The sequence below is a fragment of the Clostridium sp. AM34-11AC genome (assembly GCF_003435375.1).
In the GTDB taxonomy this organism is placed as follows: domain Bacteria; phylum Bacillota; class Clostridia; order Lachnospirales; family Lachnospiraceae; genus Pilosibacter; species Pilosibacter fragilis.
The window spans coordinates 1-19416 of record NZ_QWGL01000043.1 but is presented as its reverse complement, the minus strand read 5'-3'; the positions used below and the strand labels follow the sequence as shown (position 1 = coordinate 19416).

General features: G+C 46.8%; 21 protein-coding genes. All 21 read right to left on the bottom strand.

What is annotated here, in order from left to right; translation table 11 throughout:
* Window positions 1-42 precede the first annotated feature (42 nt).
* Entirely contained in the window at window positions 43-1176 is a 1134-nt protein-coding gene (locus DW826_RS18745) for a hypothetical protein (protein WP_242994128.1), read from the bottom strand.
* A 1-nt stretch (window position 1177) separates the two neighbouring features.
* Window positions 1178-1501 (bottom strand): hypothetical protein, encoded by a 324-nt coding sequence (locus DW826_RS16205; RefSeq protein WP_117553218.1) that lies wholly within the window; start codon window positions 1499-1501, stop codon window positions 1178-1180.
* 11 nt (window positions 1502-1512) lie between these two features.
* Window positions 1513-2145 carry a phage baseplate protein gene (locus DW826_RS16200; protein ID WP_147327169.1) on the bottom strand — a complete coding sequence of 211 codons (633 nt, stop codon included), beginning with the start codon at window positions 2143-2145 and terminating at the stop codon, window positions 1513-1515.
* Window positions 2146-2150: 5 nt separating this feature from the next.
* Complete coding sequence (locus DW826_RS16195; protein ID WP_117553216.1) at window positions 2151-4841, bottom strand: hypothetical protein; 2691 nt, start codon at window positions 4839-4841, stop codon at window positions 2151-2153.
* 200 nt (window positions 4842-5041) lie between these two features.
* On the bottom strand, window positions 5042-5527 hold the full coding sequence (locus DW826_RS16190) for a phage tail assembly chaperone (RefSeq protein ID WP_117553215.1): 486 nt from the start codon (window positions 5525-5527) through the stop codon (window positions 5042-5044).
* A 14-nt stretch (window positions 5528-5541) separates the two neighbouring features.
* Complete coding sequence (locus DW826_RS16185) at window positions 5542-5955, bottom strand: phage protein (protein WP_117553214.1); 414 nt, start codon at window positions 5953-5955, stop codon at window positions 5542-5544.
* Between the two features lie 19 nt (window positions 5956-5974).
* A complete protein-coding gene (locus DW826_RS16180; RefSeq protein WP_117553213.1) occupies window positions 5975-7072 on the bottom strand; it encodes a DUF3383 family protein in 1098 nt (365 codons plus the stop codon).
* Window positions 7072-7668, bottom strand: coding sequence for a hypothetical protein (locus DW826_RS16175; RefSeq protein ID WP_117553212.1), 597 nt, complete (start codon window positions 7666-7668; stop codon window positions 7072-7074). Before DW826_RS16175 ends, DW826_RS16180 begins: the two co-directional genes overlap by 1 nt.
* On the bottom strand, window positions 7668-8030 hold the full coding sequence (locus tag DW826_RS16170) for a hypothetical protein (protein ID WP_117553211.1): 363 nt from the start codon (window positions 8028-8030) through the stop codon (window positions 7668-7670). Before DW826_RS16170 ends, DW826_RS16175 begins: the two co-directional genes overlap by 1 nt.
* Window positions 8030-8497 (bottom strand): hypothetical protein, encoded by a 468-nt coding sequence (locus DW826_RS16165; RefSeq protein WP_117553210.1) that lies wholly within the window; start codon window positions 8495-8497, stop codon window positions 8030-8032. The genes DW826_RS16170 and DW826_RS16165 overlap by 1 nt, the downstream gene beginning before the upstream one ends.
* Window positions 8494-8910: a DUF4054 domain-containing protein gene (locus tag DW826_RS16160; RefSeq protein ID WP_117553209.1), complete on the bottom strand. Its 417-nt coding sequence runs from the start codon at window positions 8908-8910 to the stop codon at window positions 8494-8496. The genes DW826_RS16165 and DW826_RS16160 overlap by 4 nt, the downstream gene beginning before the upstream one ends.
* Before the next feature lie 17 nt (window positions 8911-8927).
* Window positions 8928-9311 (bottom strand): hypothetical protein, encoded by a 384-nt coding sequence (locus tag DW826_RS18365; RefSeq protein ID WP_181968098.1) that lies wholly within the window; start codon window positions 9309-9311, stop codon window positions 8928-8930.
* 24 nt (window positions 9312-9335) lie between these two features.
* Window positions 9336-10382: a DUF2184 domain-containing protein gene (locus DW826_RS16150; protein ID WP_242994127.1), complete on the bottom strand. Its 1047-nt coding sequence runs from the start codon at window positions 10380-10382 to the stop codon at window positions 9336-9338.
* Window positions 10383-10401: 19 nt separating this feature from the next.
* The gene (locus DW826_RS16145; protein WP_117553208.1) at window positions 10402-10899 is read right to left on the bottom strand and encodes a hypothetical protein; all 498 of its coding nucleotides are present in this window, start codon (window positions 10897-10899) and stop codon (window positions 10402-10404) included.
* Complete coding sequence (locus DW826_RS16140; RefSeq protein WP_117553207.1) at window positions 10899-12335, bottom strand: DUF2213 domain-containing protein; 1437 nt, start codon at window positions 12333-12335, stop codon at window positions 10899-10901. Before DW826_RS16140 ends, DW826_RS16145 begins: the two co-directional genes overlap by 1 nt.
* Window positions 12336-12427: 92 nt before the next feature.
* Window positions 12428-12652: a hypothetical protein gene (locus tag DW826_RS16135; protein WP_117553206.1), complete on the bottom strand. Its 225-nt coding sequence runs from the start codon at window positions 12650-12652 to the stop codon at window positions 12428-12430.
* 16 nt (window positions 12653-12668) lie between these two features.
* A complete protein-coding gene (locus DW826_RS16130) occupies window positions 12669-13592 on the bottom strand; it encodes a minor capsid protein (RefSeq protein WP_117553205.1) in 924 nt (307 codons plus the stop codon).
* A 12-nt stretch (window positions 13593-13604) separates the two neighbouring features.
* Complete coding sequence (locus DW826_RS16125) at window positions 13605-15476, bottom strand: phage portal protein (RefSeq protein WP_117553204.1); 1872 nt, start codon at window positions 15474-15476, stop codon at window positions 13605-13607.
* A gap of 177 nt (window positions 15477-15653) precedes the next feature.
* Window positions 15654-17474 (bottom strand): phage terminase large subunit, encoded by a 1821-nt coding sequence (terL, locus tag DW826_RS16120; protein ID WP_242994126.1) that lies wholly within the window; start codon window positions 17472-17474, stop codon window positions 15654-15656.
* A 107-nt stretch (window positions 17475-17581) separates the two neighbouring features.
* The gene (locus DW826_RS16115) at window positions 17582-17812 is read right to left on the bottom strand and encodes a hypothetical protein (protein ID WP_117553203.1); all 231 of its coding nucleotides are present in this window, start codon (window positions 17810-17812) and stop codon (window positions 17582-17584) included.
* Between the two features lie 72 nt (window positions 17813-17884).
* Window positions 17885-19108, bottom strand: a complete 1224-nt coding sequence (locus DW826_RS16110) for a hypothetical protein (protein ID WP_117553202.1) — start codon at window positions 19106-19108, stop codon at window positions 17885-17887.
* Window positions 19109-19416 lie beyond the last annotated feature (308 nt).

Sequence of the window (19416 nt, the reverse complement as noted above, 5' to 3'; positions counted from 1 at the left end):
TTTTAGCCACAAGTGTTACAAAAAAGCTTGACCACAACACTCCTATGCTTTGGCGAGGTCTGACATCTTCACTGCCGCAGTTACGGTAGAACCGATTCCGATAACAACTCGGTCTCCCTTGACCTGTATCACATCGTAAACAGAGTACCAACATACGAACATTCCACCCGAATACTGATACCCTCTCGTCCTGCTGCCCTGTTTGACAGTTCTGATGACCTTGACCTTATCGCCTTTCTTGATGTTTCCCGATGAACCTCCACTACTCCCGGATGACTTGGACTTGCTGCCGCTATCTGCCTTTTTGTCAAGTTTCGGAGCGTCTGCAATTTTCAGCAACTGTGCTGTGCATACCCAGTCTCCGGACATATTGTCTCCGTCCATCGTGACCTTATGAACTAAAAAGTACCCGCTTGCGGTGTCGCTGCTGAGTCTGACAATATCATTAACTCCTATCGCACCGTTGAGCAGGTACTCAACTTCCCATCCGGTCTTTGACTCATCACCCGAGCCGATTGTGATTCTTTTCGGGATGTTTATGAGTCCGGTATCGGACGAAAGCAAATAACCCTGTGTCGCAATGGAGCGACCGGGCCATGTAACATGAATGACTTGGTTCTGTATCGACCAACTCTGTCCGCAGTAGTTCGCAATCTTCTGTAATGCATTCTTTGCCTTTCCCACATAGGAAAAACCATTCGGGATAGTTCTGAACCATAAGTCCGGAGCGAACTTGATGGATAGTCCCATGGCGGCAGCTATCTTCTTGTAGACCGTTTTGCCGTTGACCTTGCCATTGATTGACACCTTAATATTCGTGTCTCTGAGTTCTACGAGACCATCTACAACCGTGAGTTCTGTAAGCCTGTCTGCGTTGTCGAGAGTCGTGATTGCCGATGATACATTGCCGACAAGTATCAGAGACCTGTTGTTTCCATATCCTGCCTTGAGTTCTACAATGCAGTCTTTGGATTCCAGTATGCTCAGATTCTGTTTCGACAAGTTCCATATCTGAACTTTTGCGTCATTCGGACTTTCCTCGTTCGACTTCTCTACCGAAAACGAAACATGGAGGCAATCCTCCGTGATGCTGTTCACATTTCCAATTTCAAATCCTTTCGTTCCCATCTTCCCTGCTCGCAGGGTGTAGGTTCTCATCCAGTTTTCGTTTGCCATATCAATTATCGTCCTCCAATTCAATCGTAGGTATGTAGACAAACTCCGCTGTCACATCCTTGAAAGCGTTTCTACCGACAGTATCGAGGGATGAGATACATCCGAAGATGCCTTTCGGAATATCGCTTTCTGTGTAGAAATGGAATATCGGAAAATTCGGAACTATCCTCGTCTGAGAAATGATAGGTTCCATATTCTCGTCATACAGACCAAAACTCCAATAATCATACTTTTCGTTGTAGGTAAATCTCAACCCATATTCAACACCGTCTATGGAGAGTGTCGAAACACTATCATTCATATCCGGTACTGTGATATAAAGCATTTCAACACCTCCTAAATCAGACCGAGACCGCTCGCTGCTCCGTACAGGATTGAAGCGGATTTCTTTGAATTACTTTTCGACTTTGAGGAACTGCCACTTCTGCCCGAACCGCCCGATGAGCCGGAAGAACTGCTTGACGATGCGGTTGATGATGCAGATGTCTTGGATGTCGATGCCTTTCCTGCTTTTGCCATTGTCTCCCCGGCTTTCAGTACATAATGAGGTATATTGACGGTTTTCCTCTTTGTCACTCTGACTTTCTTTGCAGAAATGGAAATCTCACGAGCGTATCCTGTGTCCGTAGACTTCTTGATACTGATGCTCGTGATACCCATATTCATATATATCACATCAGAGGTTACTATCTTTGTGAGTTGCTTATCAAACCATTTCCGCTGAATCATATCGCAGATTTGGTTCACTCTGTCATTGGATGTACCATGGCGGTATAACCATGTGACAGGAGTATTTGTCAGATACAACGTCATTGACACCGAGAGCGGGTCATTGATAATCGTATCTGACACCGGAAATCCCTTTTCAACCGGGTACTCCGGAATTGTGGAGGTCATACTTTTGGTCTCATCTATGAGAGCATCAAACTCTATCCCCCACACCGAAACAGGTTGCAATTTTCTTGCCATATAACCTACCCCCTTGCATAGGCAAGTCCTCTTGCCATTTGTGTTGTCGCATCTACGGCTGACTTATTCATTGCCTTAGACACATTTTTCTGAGTTTCTGTACTTCCTCCGGAATAACTGTTATTGATGTTGACATTCTGCGTCATGTTGGAGGTCGTATTATTTACTTGACTGCTTGCAGCCGTTGCCGCAGACGCTGTTGCTCCTTGCATCAATGTCTTGATGCCGCTCGCTACACCTTTGACCTTATCGAGAACAGTATCCTCACTTGCTGAAATACCGTCCGCCAGTCCGCCCATGAAGTCGGGCATCCACGACTGGTAATCTGTCAGAGGTCCTTCATCCGGTACGGAGAAGTGCAGGAACGACTTAATCTTATCAGCCACTCCCTTAACTGCATCGGTAACTTTTCCGATGGCTCCCTTGATACCGCTGACAATTCCATCTATGATGTCAGACCCCCATTTCAGTGCTTGGCTTGGCAGTCCTTTTATCCAGTCTATCGCTGCTGTCAGTCCGTTCACAATGGCATTTTTGATGTTGCCAACAAATCCGGTAACTCCCGATACCATATTACTGAATGTAATTGAGACAAACGATGCGATGCCGCTGAATATGTTGCTGAAGAACGACGATATAGCCGACAGTACCGATGATACGACACTGTATATGCCATTTATCGCTCCGGAGATAACTCCTGTGATTGTGGACCAAATACCGCTTATAAACGATACGATGCCATTCCATATTCCTTGAAAGAAATTACAAATAGCAGTCCAAATTGCATTCCATAATGATTGCAAGACTCCTAAGCCTATCGTTAATACGGTCGAAATCGTGTTCCACGCTTGTTGCAGAATTGCCGTAATCATATCCCAAATTCCGGAAAATACCTGCTTGATGGCTTCCCATGCTCCCGACCAGTTTCCTGTAAATACAGAACTTATAAAATTGGCTACTCCTTCGAGTACCGTTAGAAATCCATTGAGGAATTGTCCGAGGTTATCCCACAGTCCTTTGAACCATGCAAGTATCTCAGAACCCCAACTGTTCCAAAATGCCTGTATCCATTTGAATACAGTTTCGATAACCGTGGCTACCGCATTAAATATTGCATTCGCCACAGCGAATAATGCATCCCATATAGATGACAGTGTATCAAGGATAGCCTGCCAAATCGCCAGTATCTTATCTTTGGTACTTTCCTGCGAGCCGTTAATCTCATCTTCCGTACCTCCGAACAGTGTGGCAGCAAGCTGAGTAATGAAAGTCCAAACACCATTGAGCAGGGTACTGATTATTCCCCACACTCTCTCGAAGTTTTTCCTTATCTGCTCTCCGTGCCTTTCAAAGAAACCTTTGACTGTATCTATCCACATTCCCGCCGCAGTCTTGAGCAAATCCCATACATTTAGCAGGAACTCCTTGACCTTATTGAATGCGTTAAATATTGCCTGTCGGGCATTGTCTGCCCCAATACCTGCCTTGTCGAATATTGTACCAATCAGTGAGTCATTTCCCATGAGGAAATTGATAAAATCCTCAACTATCAGTGCCAGTATTACAATTATGGCAACTATGCCGAGTATCTTTAGATTGGCAAACGAAAATAGCTTTCCCATTCCCTGTATGAGAGACAAAAAAGCCTTGGCTCCGCCTATGATTTTGCTCCAATTCATCGCTATGATAAAAGCACCTGCGATTATCGCAAGCAACTTCATGGCATTTTCCATACCTCCGAACCGATTGATGATGTTCTTTATCGTGTCGGTGGCTTTGTTGATACCGTTCTTCATCGAGGATGTGAACCTCTCCATAGCAGGTTGCAGTCTTTTCACGACTGCGTGTATCCTATCGAATGACCGCAGGATACGATTGTTACCGTCAGCATCCAGTAGGATTGCTTTGGCAAATTTTGTTGCCGCTTTCACGCCTTTCGTTACCCATTGAACGAATACAGACATTACCGGAAGCAACTGACCGCCGATAAACTCCTTAAATTCTTCCTGTGCAGCCTTTAACTGCCTTGTAGATGACTCATACGAACCCATACTTCTGACGCAATCTCCGACTGCATCGGGAGACTGCCGCAGGATTGCATTGTAGTTTACCTGCATCTTCTCCAACTGAGACAGGCTGTCGTATGTACCCGACATTCCGAGTGCTGCCATCGTTTCGGCTCGTGTTGTATCATTCAGAACTGCACCGAGAGTCTTTGCTGCTTCGCTCTCTCCCATAACAGCCTTAGTCATGGCATTAACTGCCACATCTTCGTCTTGGTTCGAGAATGATGCAATATCGAGAGCGAGGGTTGTCATCTGCTCTGAGAGTTTTGAGCCCTCCTCTCTTGTCATACCAAATCCTACCAACAAGTTCTGTTGGTCTGCCAAGTAGGTCTTAATCGTGTTCTTGTTTCGACCGACCGAATCTGCGAATTGCTCCGCCCATTTATCAACTTCATCAGCCATGTCTCCAAATACGACATTGAATTTATTCTCCATCTCTTCGACATTTGACGCTGCTTCCACGCAATCCTTGGCAAACGATGTCAGCTTGGCAACAGAAAAGACGACCGCAATCTTTCCTAAGAGTTTGGTCGCCATATTCTTGATACCTTTTATGCTGTTCTCTGCTTGCTGTTGGGATGCACGGTCCACATCGAAGCCGAAAGCGACAGATATATCTCTAATCGTCACTTATCAAGACCTCCTTTCCAGTTCGTCTGCTCTCCCTTTCTCAATATCTAACTGCATAGAATACAGTGCGTATAATTTCAGCATTTCATCGAGAGTGTAAACCTCTTGCAATTCGGTCATAGATACCATTCCCGCCTTGATGAGGATGTAACACCGGAGTTCCAACTCACTGAATTGTGAATAATCAAACTTGCCGAACTTTACAATATCTTCCTCGGAGTCTTGGCAGCCACCTGTTCGGCTTTCCCAGATAGGGTGGCTAACTTCTCGAAAAAACCGTTGAAGTTCAACTTTATTACATGAACGCAGAGAACGAACATATCCTGCACATTGCCGCAGAACACTTCATCAGCGAGGTCCTTATCGAGTACATCCTGCTGTCTCTCGCCCTCTTCGTCCTCATATTCAATAACAATATTGCCGCCAAGCAGGAGTTTCTTCATCAGAGCCTCCAATCTGTCTCCGTTGATTACGGTTGATGTTGACAGTGCCTCAGCAGCCTTATTTACATCTACATCCATCAAGTCTCCATCCCCGACAAGCGGTGCAATCGCACCAATAAGGGGAGACAGCACAGACGCTAACTCCCCTGTAAGATTTGCCGCCTTAAATGCCGGGAACGGCTTGATGTGAAAACTGTTATCGCCAACAGTTACCTTTTTTGCTTCCATCTGTTTCAATGCCATGTTTCATTTCCTCCTTACTTGAACTGTCCTTCGCCTACGGCGATTTCCCATTCACGGTTGCCCTGTGCCTTACCTCTCGCCCATGATGCGGGTTTTGTAACCCACGCAACTGAGCCTGTGAACTTCTCGTTTCCGAGCAGGTCGGCAATGTTCACACTGAATGTGCCTGTGCCGTCTTTCTTGTCCTTGTCGTACATCTTTTGCAGGTACTTGTTTGTAGCGGATGCCTGTAACAGTGCCAGCTTAATCGTGTAGACATTGGAAGGGTCGATGCTTCGAGCAATCTCTCCATCCGCACCAACGACATAGGAAGTACCATCGCCCGCAGGTTCGATGCTGATGAATGAGTCATCCGCAAAGCCGGAAACGATGTGTCTACCTAATGCACAGGTAACTTTCTTAGGATTGTAAGTAGTAACTTTACTCATTGTCCTTTATCCTCCTTCCTTAGAATGTCAAGTTGCCGCTGATTTCTACTGCATGGATTGCTCCTGCGAGTCGAGCAGACCACTTGCATCCTGTAAGTTTTCTCGACTTTCTTTCTGCCTCCGTGAGGTCGGATGCCTTTGGAACAGTGACCGAATATCCATAGATAGGATTATCGTCATCGTCATACTCCGTAGGAGCGATGCCTCCGATGTCCTGCCCATCCTTGAGAGTGGAGTCCATAACTCCCTCAATCAGACCGATACCTCCGTCAGTAAACGGAACCTTGCGGTTGGTCTTGAGGGCATTGAATGTTCTAATCTGCAACTCATTCTTGAGCCAGTCTCTGAAACGGATAACATCAATCCACTCTCCCGCAAGGGTCATGCCGCCCATTGCACAGTTGCATCCTGCATAGCGGAGAAATGTGTTGATATTCTTTGCTCCCAGTGCTTCCTTCTGCTCCGTTGACAACTTCGTAGGAGCGATTGTTGCCAGTTCCTTGAGGTTCCATGTCTCAGTTCCCGGGTCATATCCGAAACACTTAGCCATCCAAGCCAGTGCTGCATACTGGTTTTCAACAGGCTGTTCTTCTGCTGCATAACCATCTGCGAGTCCGGAGAAAATACCGAATGTACGGTAGAAACCGGAATTCTCTACCGGACAAGAGTTGATGTCCGTGTACTCAAATGCGTACAACTTCTCGTTTGCCTCCGCCCAAGTCTTTGCAGCCTCAATATCCGTACTGTCTCTGAACTCCGTGAGGTGGATGCCGTAGAATGATGCCTCACTATTCGCTCTTGCAAGCGTAGTATCGACATCTTCATAAGCGCTTTTCTCAGCAGTCTTTTCACGGACAATGATATACAGTTCATCCGGAGATGGGTTCTGAGAAAAAGCAACCGTTGCAGCGATGTATGCAGGACTGTCGGTCTTGTAACCATAGTTAAGTAATTCATCAGCCTTGCTGATTGCTGTCGTGCCGGAGATTGTTGCTGTGCCTTTTGCAGCGGGTCCGGCTACCACCAAGAGGATACTGTCGAAACTCACATCACTTGAACCCGGATTTGAAATCTCGACATCGCACTTGATGATGTCATCTAATGGATTGTTCTTCATTATGCTTTACCTCCTTCATAGGTTTCTTCTGAAATTTCTACTTCCTCGATGACACCCGATGTTGCATCTGCCATCTCAGCAGAGCCGCCTCCGGATGCGTTTGGAGCATCCATGCCACCAATTCCGTAACGACCATTTGCTTCTTGAGAAAAAGAAACCGTTGCCTCAGCCATTGCTCGGTAACGGTACTTACTGTCATTCTGCAAATTTGTCAAATCCCTCACAGGCGGTTCGAGAGATATATCCATGCCGTGTGCTGCCAGTTTGTCCACAATCCCCTCGGAGTCGAGGTAATTGAAGAAATCCTGCAAATCGCTTGCGGCTGTGTTGGCATAGTTTCCGGTAACATTCTCTGCCACCGTAACCGCCTTGCCTTTGGTGTACAGGTTTATCTCGAGTAATGTACTACACGGATAAAACCTGTTTCCGTCATCATCTACCACTGGAAAGCGAGTTCTGTTGAGGTTTCCTGTCTTGAGTGTCACATACGGTAAATCCGGTTTCGTATTTACCTGCTCCGCCCAAATGACCGTAGCACCGTGGAAGAACTCAGCCGTAACATCGTAGATGACCGACTCTACATTCTCCATGTTCATTATTCGCCCTCCTGTTGTGGACCATCTTCGGCATCCAAGCACTGTACGAATGTTGCCGTCCAGTGTTTCAGCGGCGTGTTCTCACTTAACCTGCTTGACAGGCACTCGAACCACTTCCCTTGAAACCAAACACGGTCTGCTTTCTGCTTTTTATGCTCATCCTCAGCCAAAATCTCGTAGTCACAGAATACTTTCAGCTTCTGAACTGATTTCCTACCGTCCTCTTCGGTCTGTATGGTGTCCTCTAAGGTCTGTATATCCATAGGGAGCGTTAAATCTTCGTAAGGTATAGAAGAATACCCTTGAACATATTTAGGCTCTGAATAACGCCTCAGCGTGTAATTCTTCTTTAAGAAGTTCATCAGTCTCCACTTCCCTTCTGCTTAATTTCGTAATTGACCGACTGTCTCATTCGTCCAGTATCAATCAATGGTTTGGATGAACCTTTCTTCTTGACAGTCGATGCCGCATTTGGTGCGAAACTGCCGTCCGTAATCTTCTCTTGGATAAGGTCTTTCTGAAAAATCCCTATCTCCTTGAGGACCTGTTCGGCAGAAACACCTCTTACGAGGTCTTTTCTCTTCTCCTGTAAGAAGCTTTTAATCTTTGATGTGTTGTCATCAACACTCATACGCAAAAACGGACGAGCCGGAATATGCACAGTTCCGAGTTCGTTCCATGCTGCAATGTCGCAGATGTCTGTGCCGTCCTCCTCCGTGGCTTTGCCATGTTGGAATCCGACTCGCACTTCCTTTTCTGCCAGTTCCTTGAGCATTTTCTGAAACTTTCTGCCGTCCGCTGTCACGGTGTCGGTAATTCTCACACTCATTGAGCCTCTCCTGCTGATACAATCGGGATGATTGCGTTTCTCCGGAGCGTAAGAAACTCCAAGCCATATACGGTAAGTGCATATTCCGCATCGACTTGGAGATTCGTCTGTTGTCCGGTCGTATAACTGATTGAGGTTTCGCCCTCTGAATATGAGCCAACTCTGAGTGAGTCTGCAATGGTTCCTGTTCCGGTGTCTCCATACCCATTCATCTTCAACTTGTGAGCGGTCAGATATGCCAATGCCTTTTGGTACGACTTTCCGAACCTCTTCTCGCTGATTTGGTCTGAGTACAGTTCGATAAACGATTTGACGCCATGCTGAGTAACCTTGCCGTCATCGTTGACTACATCTTCATCCGGCAGGTCATCAAATTCCTTTGCAACCATCCGGAATATTTCTAAGGCATTCATAAAGCCACCTCCTCAACTTATTTGCTGAGAGCAGCCTTTACCTTTTTGCGTACATCTGCGAGGTCCTTGCACTCTGCCGGGTTGATGCCGAGTTCCTGTGCAAGAGCGGCAACTTCCTCATCGGACGCATCCTTGAGAGAGTCTAACTTTGCTTTCTTCTCGGCGGCAGCTTTGGCTTCTGCCTCAGCCTTTGCTTTCTCTTCCTCGGCTTTCTTCTCGGTGGCAGCCTTTGTAGCGGCTGTTGCCTTTCCGGACAGGGATACTAACCCCATATTCTTATACACTTCTAAGATAGGACTTGTCTCAAAAGCAACAGGTACTTCCTTGGTTTCCCCCGGAAGTACTGTTACCTCGCCAACTCCAATTACCTTTTCAGATAAATTCGTCATCTTAATTGCCATTTCGCATTTCCTCCTTCTTTCAGACTACGCTCCGACTGCAATGAGTGCAGAGAGCGGATAATAAATGATGCAACCTGCGACACGCTCCTCGCAAGGAACGATTATTTCGAGGTTTCTGTTCTGTAACGGATACTGATAGAACGGCATCGGAATCTCGAGACTGAACTTATCGACAGAGTTCGTATACAGGAACATAACGCCCTTCTTGTAAGGGTTCGTATCCTCAGCATCTGTCTCTAACTCCGGTGCAGACACTATGTCCTTGAGGTACGGTGCGTTCTCCTTGAGAAAACGAAGTACCGTATATCCTGTGTTTGGAATCTGACGAGTGGAGATGTCGATGTAGACGCTGTGAGGGAGCATCAGAGTATCAGCGTGTTCAACGCCCTTGGTAATCTTCGCCTGGTATGCAAACATACCGTTGATGTCATCAAGAATCTGAGATGCTGTCTTATGCTTGAAGTCAGTATGCTTAACTCCCTTCTCATCCTCAACCTCGCTGAGAGTGTAAAGAGGAATGTTGTTGTCGGTAGACAGAACTCCGACAAGGTTGTTCTGCTTATCGCCCGCAAATGCGATGACATTGGTTGTGCGGTCTACTGCGTATCTTGCAGAATCAGCACGGCGAGTATCGAGAGACTTTCCTGCCATACGGCTCGCTCTCATATCCTGTACCGAATATCCGTAGGATGTACCGATAGACTTAACAAATGCAGTAGATGGAGCACCCTTAACATCTGCTCTCGGGAGGTCAGTAGCATAGTTGCTGATGATTGCAGCCATACCGGTTCTCTCGTAAGAGTAGTATGTCATGGACTCGGCACCTTCCGGTACTTCGTGTGTGATAGGGAAATTATTCAGAGCAGTGAACTCCGGATAAATCTTGTCGTAGGACTTAGACTTGATGTAGTCCAGTTCTCTCGCAAAGAAGATAGAGGCATCATCTGTGCTGTCGAATCTGCAAAGTCTGTCCTCCTTGAGTGCAGGCATCAGATTTGATGCCTTTAATGCCGCAAGGTCTGCGACATCGTAGCCAGTGGATGGCATTTCGGGATTGTAATTTTTGCTCATTCTTTCTTACCTCCTTAGATTAAAGTACGATGACAGCAATGCCGTCATCAGATGCGTTGCCGAATGTAGCACTGATGTCAAGGTATTCAACCTTGCCGCTATCACTCTTGCCGTTATCGGCTGCGTGCGTGAATGTTCCGGCTTCGTCTCCCTCCGGAATAACATAAGCCTTTGTTCCATAGGTAGGAGTAGCACCTGTGGCAAGTCTGCCCCAAATGTTGCCTTTCTTCATAACACTGAGGGATGCGTTCTTCTTGACAACAACTTTGCCTGCCATATCCTGCTCGGTGTTAGGCAGTGCGATTGTGATACCCTCAATCTGTGCGGCAGTTGTGCCAGTAACAGGAACCTTGATGCCATTACCTGCATCCGTTCCCACTGCTACGGCAAGACCGTACTTCATAACGCCATCTTCATTCTCATTCTTGCGGGTTACAACCTCGTCAAATGCGATGTCGAACTTTCCGCCCGGTACACCCTTCGGGGTGCCATAATTGTAATTAAGCTGTGCTGCCATTACTCATTACCTCCTTCTCTTGCAATCATGTTCTTTCTTGAGTTTGCTGCCATACTCTCGCTGGAGTCTGCTCTTCTCTTCGGAGTCTGTGCCATCATCTGCTGTTTCTGATACGCAACTCCCTTGTGTTTGTTGGTCTCATTCACAGCAAGGTCATACATCGCATCAATGTAAGCATCGGACTTACCATCCATACGCATTGTAGGCAGGACTTTGGCGATAATCGCTTTCTTGGCCTGCTTGATGCTCATGTCCTCGAGACCATCCATGTTGAGCTTGTCTCCAACACGGCAGATGCTTAATCTCTGACGAACAATCTTATCCGCAGAGTCTGCATTTAAGGACTTGGACTCGTCATCGGAACTGTCTTTATTCCCTTCCTCGCCCTCTTCATCGCAGCCATCTTCCTTAGTCTCTTTTTCCTCTTCCTCGCCATCAGCATTGCCTTTCATCTCAGCAAGGACTTTCTCGAGAGCGGCGAGGAGCATATCAATATCCTCATCCTGCTGTGCGATAACTCCCATAGCAGCGTTGGCATCTTCCGGGTCGTCCTCAGCATCTCTTCTGTCTCTGCGGTCTTTAACCGTCTGAGCGATGTCTGCCGGAGTGCTGCCCTTTTCCTCTTCTGCCGGAGTATCTTCTCCCTCGCCATCAGCAGCCTGTTCCTCCTCAGTTGCAGGAGTGGAGTTCTCTTCGGCTGCATCGCCATCTGCCTCAGCGGCAGGTGTCTCTTTTTCCTCTTCGTCTGCGGATGCTCTCTGAGCCTTTCTTGTCTTGTAGGCTTCGATGGCTTTTTCGAGTTCTTCCGGAGACATTGCCCCACCGTCTGCACGGCGGGAATTTGTTGATTTTGCCATTGCTTTACCTCCTTTTAGTTCGGGTTCATCAGACCCATCAATGTTCAATCTTGCCTGTTCTCCTGCTCTCGCAGATGCAACAAGTGCAAGGTGGTTGATGACGATATTCGTCTGAATTGCGTCATACGGCTGACCTTTCCACACTCCCGGCTCTTCAACCAAATCGAGGTTGTATCCCAAGGACAACTCCTTGAGACCGCACTTTTGCATGGAATCTGTATCGTGGATAATGATTTCCGCACGGACATCTTCTCCATCTTCGTAACCGTCTGAAAGTATGGTTCCTATCTGTTCCTTATCAACATTGTTCTTGTCCACGACTCCTGCATCGTGAGTGATGATGATTGGCTTACCACGATAGGTTTTCAATGAGTTCTCATCGAACACATACTTAGGTAATCGCAACTCCCTACGGATACTGCCATCGGGATTTGTATATTCAAATATTCCACAGGATGTCAGTATCGGGTGGTCTACCAAATACCCCTCATTCGTGAAATAAGTTGAATCGTTCTTATCGAGTCGGATGCTGTCTAATCTTCTGACTCTCCTCAGTTTTGGTGCATCTCTTGTTTCCATTGGTCTTATGCCCTCCTTTTCTCATGGCTTTCTCTTCTTTGGATACATGGGCGATAGCCATGTCTGCGGTTCTGTCCGTGCATCCTTCCTTGTTACTCATCAGAGCCTCCGCTGTCTGCGGAGCCATCGGACATAAATTCCGTAATAGCAAGAGTCAGACTCTGAATATGTGCAACTCCATCAAGTCGTATCATATCGAGGGTCTGAGCCGCTTTGTTGGAACCGTCCGGCAGGGATGCTAACCTATCTGTGCATCCGATGACCGTATCTGCCTCGCCTTTCAGTGCAAGGCACAGGTTTCTGATTGCTTCATCCATGTTCTATACCTCCAATCTACTTGATAGTGATATTCACGCTGTCATCCACCGGAAGGTTCAGCGTGTTCTTGTTGAATACAGGTCTGCCGATACATCGGCACTGGTAATCTTCTCCCGGGTGGCACGAACGACCATCTGAATTTGTAGGAGGAGAACTCCAACTGAACTTCTTGCCGTTCAAGGACCTGTGGCTTTCTCGGACACGCTCGTCTCCGCAGGTACACCATATATACTCCGTGATGCCTGCGTCCATTTGCTGATACCGTTGTATCTGTCCGTTGAGTTTTGCTGTTTGGTCTCGAGCAATCAGAGTGGCGTGCCGCTTGCTTATCCGGTACACTCTCTGAATATCCTTAACCATCCGGGTCGTGGTCTTTCCATTCGTGTAGCCGTCATAAACAATGTCTTTCATTTTGTCGAGAGTATCCTCCGGTATCGTGGAGATGAGGTCTACATTCTGTTTGACCCATTCCAGTAACTGCTCCGAATAGAACTCCCCGAGGTAATAGTCCTCTCTGATGTCGATACCGAGAGTTGCTTTGATTGCTCGCTTCCACTCCTTGACGGTCAGCTTCCTGTTGAGATGAGCCAGCGACTCAAGTCTCCTCCTCAGACCAAATCCAACCGTCTTTTTCAACAGGTTTGATTTCATCCTTGTGAACAGTTCGTTGACCTTTAACATTAAATCAGTGGCTGCATCCATTCTCCGGTTGTCAGCCACCAATTCATCTCTGTTTGCCTTGTACGACTCCTTGAGTTCCGGAAGATTTTCTTCCAGTTCTTCCTTGAGGAGCCGCATATATTCATTTGTCATCCGCATATACTCACGCTCTGCCGCTTCCGGTATCTGGGGTGTGTACTTGCTATACAGGCTGTCGTGTCCGTAGAACTTCCTGCCAACCTTTCGGATTGTCTGCTTTCTGATTACTTCCTCATCCACGAAACCACCTCCTTACCTCCCGAGCAAATCCTCGAGCATCTTGAGTGACTCCTCGAATGGGGGAAACAGGAACTTGCCCTTTAACTCTTCCAGTGACAACCATCTCTCATTCAGCATCTCAACTCCATCTGCTTCCGGAGTTCCTGTGAATTGGTCTGTGAAATATATCATAGAATCGCAATATGAGCCTGTTCTGCTTTTATAAACTCCCAAAGGTAGAATGTTTAGGGGAACAATATTAAACTCCTCCTGTGCCTCTCTGAGTGCTGCCTCCTCGGGCGTTTCTCCGTCCTCGATGTGACCGCCCGGTCCGCAGATACCTTCCGATGACCTGCGGCTTGCACATAGGATTTTGCCATTCTTGATAACGAGGACTGCGGCTCCTCCATAATCTGTGCCATCCTCCGCTTCGCTCTTGAACTGCAAATCGAAGTCATCGCTCTCGGATGTTCCCGACATTTCTGTCGGGGAGAATGTATCTTCCGGCAGATTGAGGTCATCTTCTGTGATGACCTCCTCGATGTCGAACTCTCCCTCAGTTGCAAGGGAACTTCTGACCTCTGATGGGTCAAGCACACCGGAGTCGATATAAACCTGTGCTGTCTGAGCCTTGGTCTGTTCAGTGGTTGCTTTCTTCTGAGCAATGTCTGCCTGCTCTGTGTCGGACAAGGACCACAGTGCAGCAAACTTCATCTTGTACTTAGGGATTTCCGGTATCTTCCCCTCAATCAATCCCTGTTTGAGGATGAGGTCGATTACTGTTCGGGCATTGGCTTTCATGTTCTGCTTCTGAATATTCTCAACCATGTTATAGTAGTTCTCGAGGTCGCTGTCTCCGGTGGCATTCATTCCTGCCGGGGAGCGACCGAACAATATAGTCTGTGGAATGTTCGTTACTGCTGAAAGCATATTGCAGGTCGTATCAATGACATCTTTGACTCCCGACATCTGCAATGTCTTGAAGTCGTAGTCCTCTCCCTCAGCGTCAATCGCCATTGAGTTGAGGATGCCTCGTGCCATATCAATAACCTGTAATCTTTGGAGAACTTTGTTTTCTCCATCTTCCGTACTAAGCAGGTTGGCAAGGTTTTTCATCTTGTAGATTGCCTGTACTGACCTTTCCAGTAACTTAGTGCCATTCGAGTGAGATGTAATGCACTCTCGCAATGCCCGCTTAATCTTGACATATTCCGGCATCCCCCAATATCTGTATATGGAATTGGTCGTCTGCTCCGGAAGTCTGCCGTTTCTGAATACCAAGCATCTTGAGTAATGCACCGTGAAATATCCATACATCGAGTAGATGTGGTAATACTCCGGCTGTCCGAATGGCTTGTCGCTGTGCATCGTGTCGAAGAAATGGAAGTTGTACATGGTCGTGTAATCTTCCTGTATGACTGCCCTTTCAAACACCCTCAGTTCTTCGATGGTCGTGACCTTATCCCAATTCAAAGGTTCCTCGAGTCCACCTCCGTCATCGCATAACATAACAATGAGCGAACCTCCATAGAGTCTCGCCCACTTCTCTGCTGTTGCAAATTTGTCCTCGAAATCCAAGTCATCCAGTCGCTTATCGACATACTCGGTAATATCTTCATCTCCATAGTCGATGTCAAATCCATGCTTCACAGCCTCTTCGGATGGTCGGTCGATTATCTTAGTGAACAGACCGTTTCCCTCATACAATCGAATGAGTTCGAGGTCCGATACCACAGGTTCCTGCTCGTAGGTGTATGCAGTCGAGTTATCCTGTGCTGTGCCATACTTATTAAGCAGGTTCGTGTATCCGTCCTGCCGGAACTTGTCTTGAGTTCCTTCGATGATTGCCGCTCCTCGCCTTAGCTTATTCATTTGGTCGAGTTTGGCTTTCTGCTGTTCATCCACTTGTCTGTTCTCCTTTCTGCAACAAAAAAACAGCCTGTAAATTCAGACTGTGATTGTGCTTCATAATATCCTGTTTGGCTTTGTTACCGCCCTGTGCTGCCTTTTGGCATCTTTCGATGGAGAATTTGTTATCCATGCAAAAAGGTTTCGTTTCTGCCTTTATATGAATGTCTCCCATTACAGGAGAGCATCAATATCAAATGTGTTGTTCGTCAGTTCGTTAAAGGAATCTGATGACGCATCTACCATATCATCGTGTTTTGACTCCGGGAACGACTCTAACTGACTGAAATACTCCTCATTCCAATCTCCGAGGAGAACTTCGACATTGCCATTCTGCCATTGTGCGGCGAATGGTGTTGCTCTCAGTTCCTTGCTACCGCTGACTGGCAGTGTCTTGACATTAAAGCCGGACAGTAATTTGACATACTGCCCTGCGAGGACCTTGCCTGCCTGTCCGGGGTCTTGAGGAACTCTGACGATGTACTGGTATCCATACCTCTGACGGTCGATGAGTGCCGTGTTGTAAACCAACTTCTCGACATCTCCGGCTTTTATCCTTTGGTTGATAACATTCAGAACGACTACCGTTCCTCCTTTTCTCAATCCCATAAGAACTCCGGCTGTCAAATCGGCATCTCCATTCTCATCCTCATCGGTTGCAGCCAAATCCCATGCACGACACCACATGATGATGTCATTCGGTGCCTCAGCAATGATTGTAACCTGTGTCCTCTTGAAGTACCGTCCTGCCTGTGCCTTAATCTTCCAGTTACCATAGAGCAGTCGTTCCATATCAACCTCGGTCATGGCTTTTAAGTTCGACAGGTACGATGGGTCGGATGTCATCAGAATCTTGTTATCTTCCAGTCGGCTCGCTATGAATGTTACGGACTTACAATCAGTAGGAGGAATATCATACTTATCTGCCAAATCTTCGGGCGAATCTCCCCAATAGATAACATCGTTCAAAACACACATATACCGGACAACCCCGCTTCGTTCTCGAATAGGGTATCCGGTATCTTGGTCTATCCACCATGATATGAAATCTGCCACCCAACTATCTGAGTCCGGGTTACAGGTGGCACGCACATACGGTTTCACGCCGCAGGTACTTCGGTTTCGGGATAGCATATACAGGAACTGATGCTTGGTAAAGTGTGTCAACTCATCAAAGGCAAGATATGCAATTTCAGTACCCTGCCACGCAAGCAAATCCTCCTCTCTATCCAAGTGGGCGAATGTCAACTTCGCTCCGGCATCGAACTTCCAATGGAGTTTCGGCGTCTTTCGTTGGTGTGCATCCGGCACTTGCGAGAATATCTTGGTACTGGCATCCCACAAACCACCCTCAGCGGTAATCTGTGTGAAATTCTTTCGGAAGATAACAGCACCAAATCCTTTGACATCCTTGTGTCTCAATGCCTCGAGCAACAGTGCGTAGGTCTTGCCTCCACCTGCCGCACCACCATAAATAACAATGTCGGCTGAGGATGCCATGAACATCGTCTGAGGACCTGCCTGCGGTCCGAGAACATTCTGCTTTGGTTCATCCCTGCCGTTCTCCGGTATGAGGATTGCCGGATACTGTAACTCAATCACATCCGGGTCATCTGCCTCGATGTATCCGAACCTGTTCAGTTCTCCTGTCAGTTCTCCTAATACACGAATAGCTGAGGTGTCTCCCTCGACCATTGCTTTCTGTATGAGTCTGACAACAACTGCGGCTTGGTAGGTCATGTCATTCTCTTCCAAACCCATACGAGCGAGCGTGTCTCTGACATTACCCATCTGCTCCGAAACTGTCGTCTCCATGATGCTTTTTGCCATGTCTCGCATCGTTTTTTTCTGCCTGCGAACCTCCGCAGATTTCAGACCGCCTTTCCTACCACGCTCCCTTGCTTCCTCTTTGGTTCGCACCGGAACTAAATTCTGTGTGCCGGGATGCTCAGATGACGCATTTTCGGTAGGTTTTTCTGCCTTTTTCTTAGCCACAACTCGCTCACCACCTTTCCTACATACCAAAATGGAGCCGATATAGGAACTCGCTTCGCTCCTATTCGACTCCTTGATACTTTCTTTGGCTATTCAGTTTGGGCGGCTCACGCCCCATACAGGCGACTTACTACCTCCTTACCTTCGGCTATCGCCTTGGGGATGTCTGTTCCTATCTGTCTGTAAAACTCCGGATGAACAATGCACTCATACGCTCTGCTCATCTTGTCTCTGTCTGCCACCGTGATATTGATTCTAAATCCTTTGGCTATTCTGAGTGCTTTCTTGAAGTCTCCCTCTCGAACTGCCTCTCTGACTATATCTGTTTTCTTTATCATAACGACCACCTCGCATTTGTTTTATTTGACGGTCGTACGATAACATAGCCTCCTGCCAAGTCAATAGAAAAATCAGTATTTATCTTGAATTTTATCCACAGGGTTTCCTTTGCGGGTCTTACTGTATTCGAGCATCTCCCGATACTCTCCCTCGGTACACAAATCATGCAGATGCTTGTATTCGTATCGAGGTTGCCAACTTCCCTCATCGAAGAACGATACCTGTAATGGAGATAATGCCTCCTGCTCCACTAAGTTCATTCCCCAATCAGTCTTTCCCGCTTTCTTCCCTCTTATGGTGTGAACATCGTAAACCCATTCCGGTACAATGTCATCCGGGAGATTGCAGTTTCTGATGTCGATAAACTCGTGGTCATCCCATCTCACAAGGAACTCTGCATCCATAATGTCATTTCCAATAGTGCTGCTGAATTTGCCACATATCTGATACATGAGTACCATGATACCTTTGCAGATGTAGATTTCATCTCTCTTATCCAGTCCTTTGTTCTTGTTTACATAATCATCAGACTGTTTCAATGAAACAATCTCCCTTGTCGGAATGCCTTTACATTCGTTTCGGGAGATTACATACAATGTTTTCCAAGCGTAGGATAAATCAGTCTGTCTCAGATTATGAATGGCATACCCTGCCAGTTCCATATCAAGGGTTCTGATTCCTTTTCTGAGATATGCCGCCCACATTTCACACTTGGTTTTCTTATCATCATCCGGATTGATAGTAAGTTCTTCATCGCCGGGAATAGAAGTCATATCGAATATAGACATCTGTTCTCCCTCAAATGAGGACTCGGGAACTTCCCATTCCCCTACCTCTCCGCTGATGTTCTTAATCTCGAGAGCGTCATCTGCTACACTCTCGATTTCCCTTACAGTCTGTTGTACAAATTCCTTTGACAACTCGCCCGGGTCTGTAACATAGGTTTGGAGGACGAAGTTACAGGCATAATAGCAAGCATCTCTGCTCTTTTTGGCATCGCATAAAAGCGTAATTGCCTGCGATACATACCGGGTGTCTTTCTCGTATCCTTTTCGGTTACGGTTTCTGACATCATCGGTGTACCTCAGAGCAACTATCTCCTTTGCCAAAATACCCCAACAATCCTCGCATGATACGGTCATTATTCTATTCCACAGCATTGTGTGGTAGGAGCCGAATAATTCCATTGCTGCATATCCTGCCCTTTCCTTATCTCCCCTGCGGATTGCTTTCTGCAAGAGAGATGCCATCGTGAACATATTGTGACCGCTTCTTGTTTCTAATCTGTAAGCCATAATAGACCTCCTTTTCCTTTAACTTTGGCGTATCGTAGCATAACCTCCTGTAAAGTCAAGGAAATATCAGTAAAAATAAGAGGTAGTTCCGTTTATTTACGGATGCTACCTCCTAACCCTCACATATATCTTGTTGGTCTTTAACTGATAGTCAAAATATTTGCCCCACTTGTGCTTCATCAACTCGAAACTGGCTATTTGGTCGTTTCGGGTCTTTTGGGAATTTCCTCCGGAATTTACATCCGTTGCTCCGTGGGAACACAGGTACTTTGAAGTGCTATACTAACGTTGTAACAGTAGTGGCTAAT

Coding starts and splice junctions, on each gene's coding strand:
- DW826_RS16165 (WP_117553210.1), bottom strand. CDS start 8,497: ATGAGTGTGAGAATTACCGACACCGTGACAGCGGACGGCAGAAAGTTT.
- DW826_RS16185 (WP_117553214.1), bottom strand. CDS start 5,955: ATGAGTAAAGTTACTACTTACAATCCTAAGAAAGTTACCTGTGCATTA.
- DW826_RS16150 (WP_242994127.1), bottom strand. CDS start 10,382: ATGAGCAAAAATTACAATCCCGAAATGCCATCCACTGGCTACGATGTC.
- DW826_RS16200 (WP_147327169.1), bottom strand. CDS start 2,145: ATGGCAAGAAAATTGCAACCTGTTTCGGTGTGGGGGATAGAGTTTGAT.
- DW826_RS16170 (WP_117553211.1), bottom strand. CDS start 8,030: ATGAACTTCTTAAAGAAGAATTACACGCTGAGGCGTTATTCAGAGCCT.
- DW826_RS16190 (WP_117553215.1), bottom strand. CDS start 5,527: ATGGCATTGAAACAGATGGAAGCAAAAAAGGTAACTGTTGGCGATAAC.
- DW826_RS16145 (WP_117553208.1), bottom strand. CDS start 10,899: ATGGCAGCACAGCTTAATTACAATTATGGCACCCCGAAGGGTGTACCG.
- DW826_RS16180 (WP_117553213.1), bottom strand. CDS start 7,072: ATGAAGAACAATCCATTAGATGACATCATCAAGTGCGATGTCGAGATT.
- DW826_RS16160 (WP_117553209.1), bottom strand. CDS start 8,910: ATGAATGCCTTAGAAATATTCCGGATGGTTGCAAAGGAATTTGATGAC.
- DW826_RS18745 (WP_242994128.1), bottom strand. CDS start 1,176: ATGGCAAACGAAAACTGGATGAGAACCTACACCCTGCGAGCAGGGAAG.
- DW826_RS16205 (WP_117553218.1), bottom strand. CDS start 1,501: ATGCTTTATATCACAGTACCGGATATGAATGATAGTGTTTCGACACTC.
- DW826_RS18365 (WP_181968098.1), bottom strand. CDS start 9,311: ATGGCAATTAAGATGACGAATTTATCTGAAAAGGTAATTGGAGTTGGC.
- DW826_RS16110 (WP_117553202.1), bottom strand. CDS start 19,108: ATGGCTTACAGATTAGAAACAAGAAGCGGTCACAATATGTTCACGATG.
- DW826_RS16135 (WP_117553206.1), bottom strand. CDS start 12,652: ATGGATGAAGCAATCAGAAACCTGTGCCTTGCACTGAAAGGCGAGGCA.
- DW826_RS16140 (WP_117553207.1), bottom strand. CDS start 12,335: ATGGAAACAAGAGATGCACCAAAACTGAGGAGAGTCAGAAGATTAGAC.
- DW826_RS16175 (WP_117553212.1), bottom strand. CDS start 7,668: ATGAACATGGAGAATGTAGAGTCGGTCATCTACGATGTTACGGCTGAG.
- DW826_RS16115 (WP_117553203.1), bottom strand. CDS start 17,812: ATGATAAAGAAAACAGATATAGTCAGAGAGGCAGTTCGAGAGGGAGAC.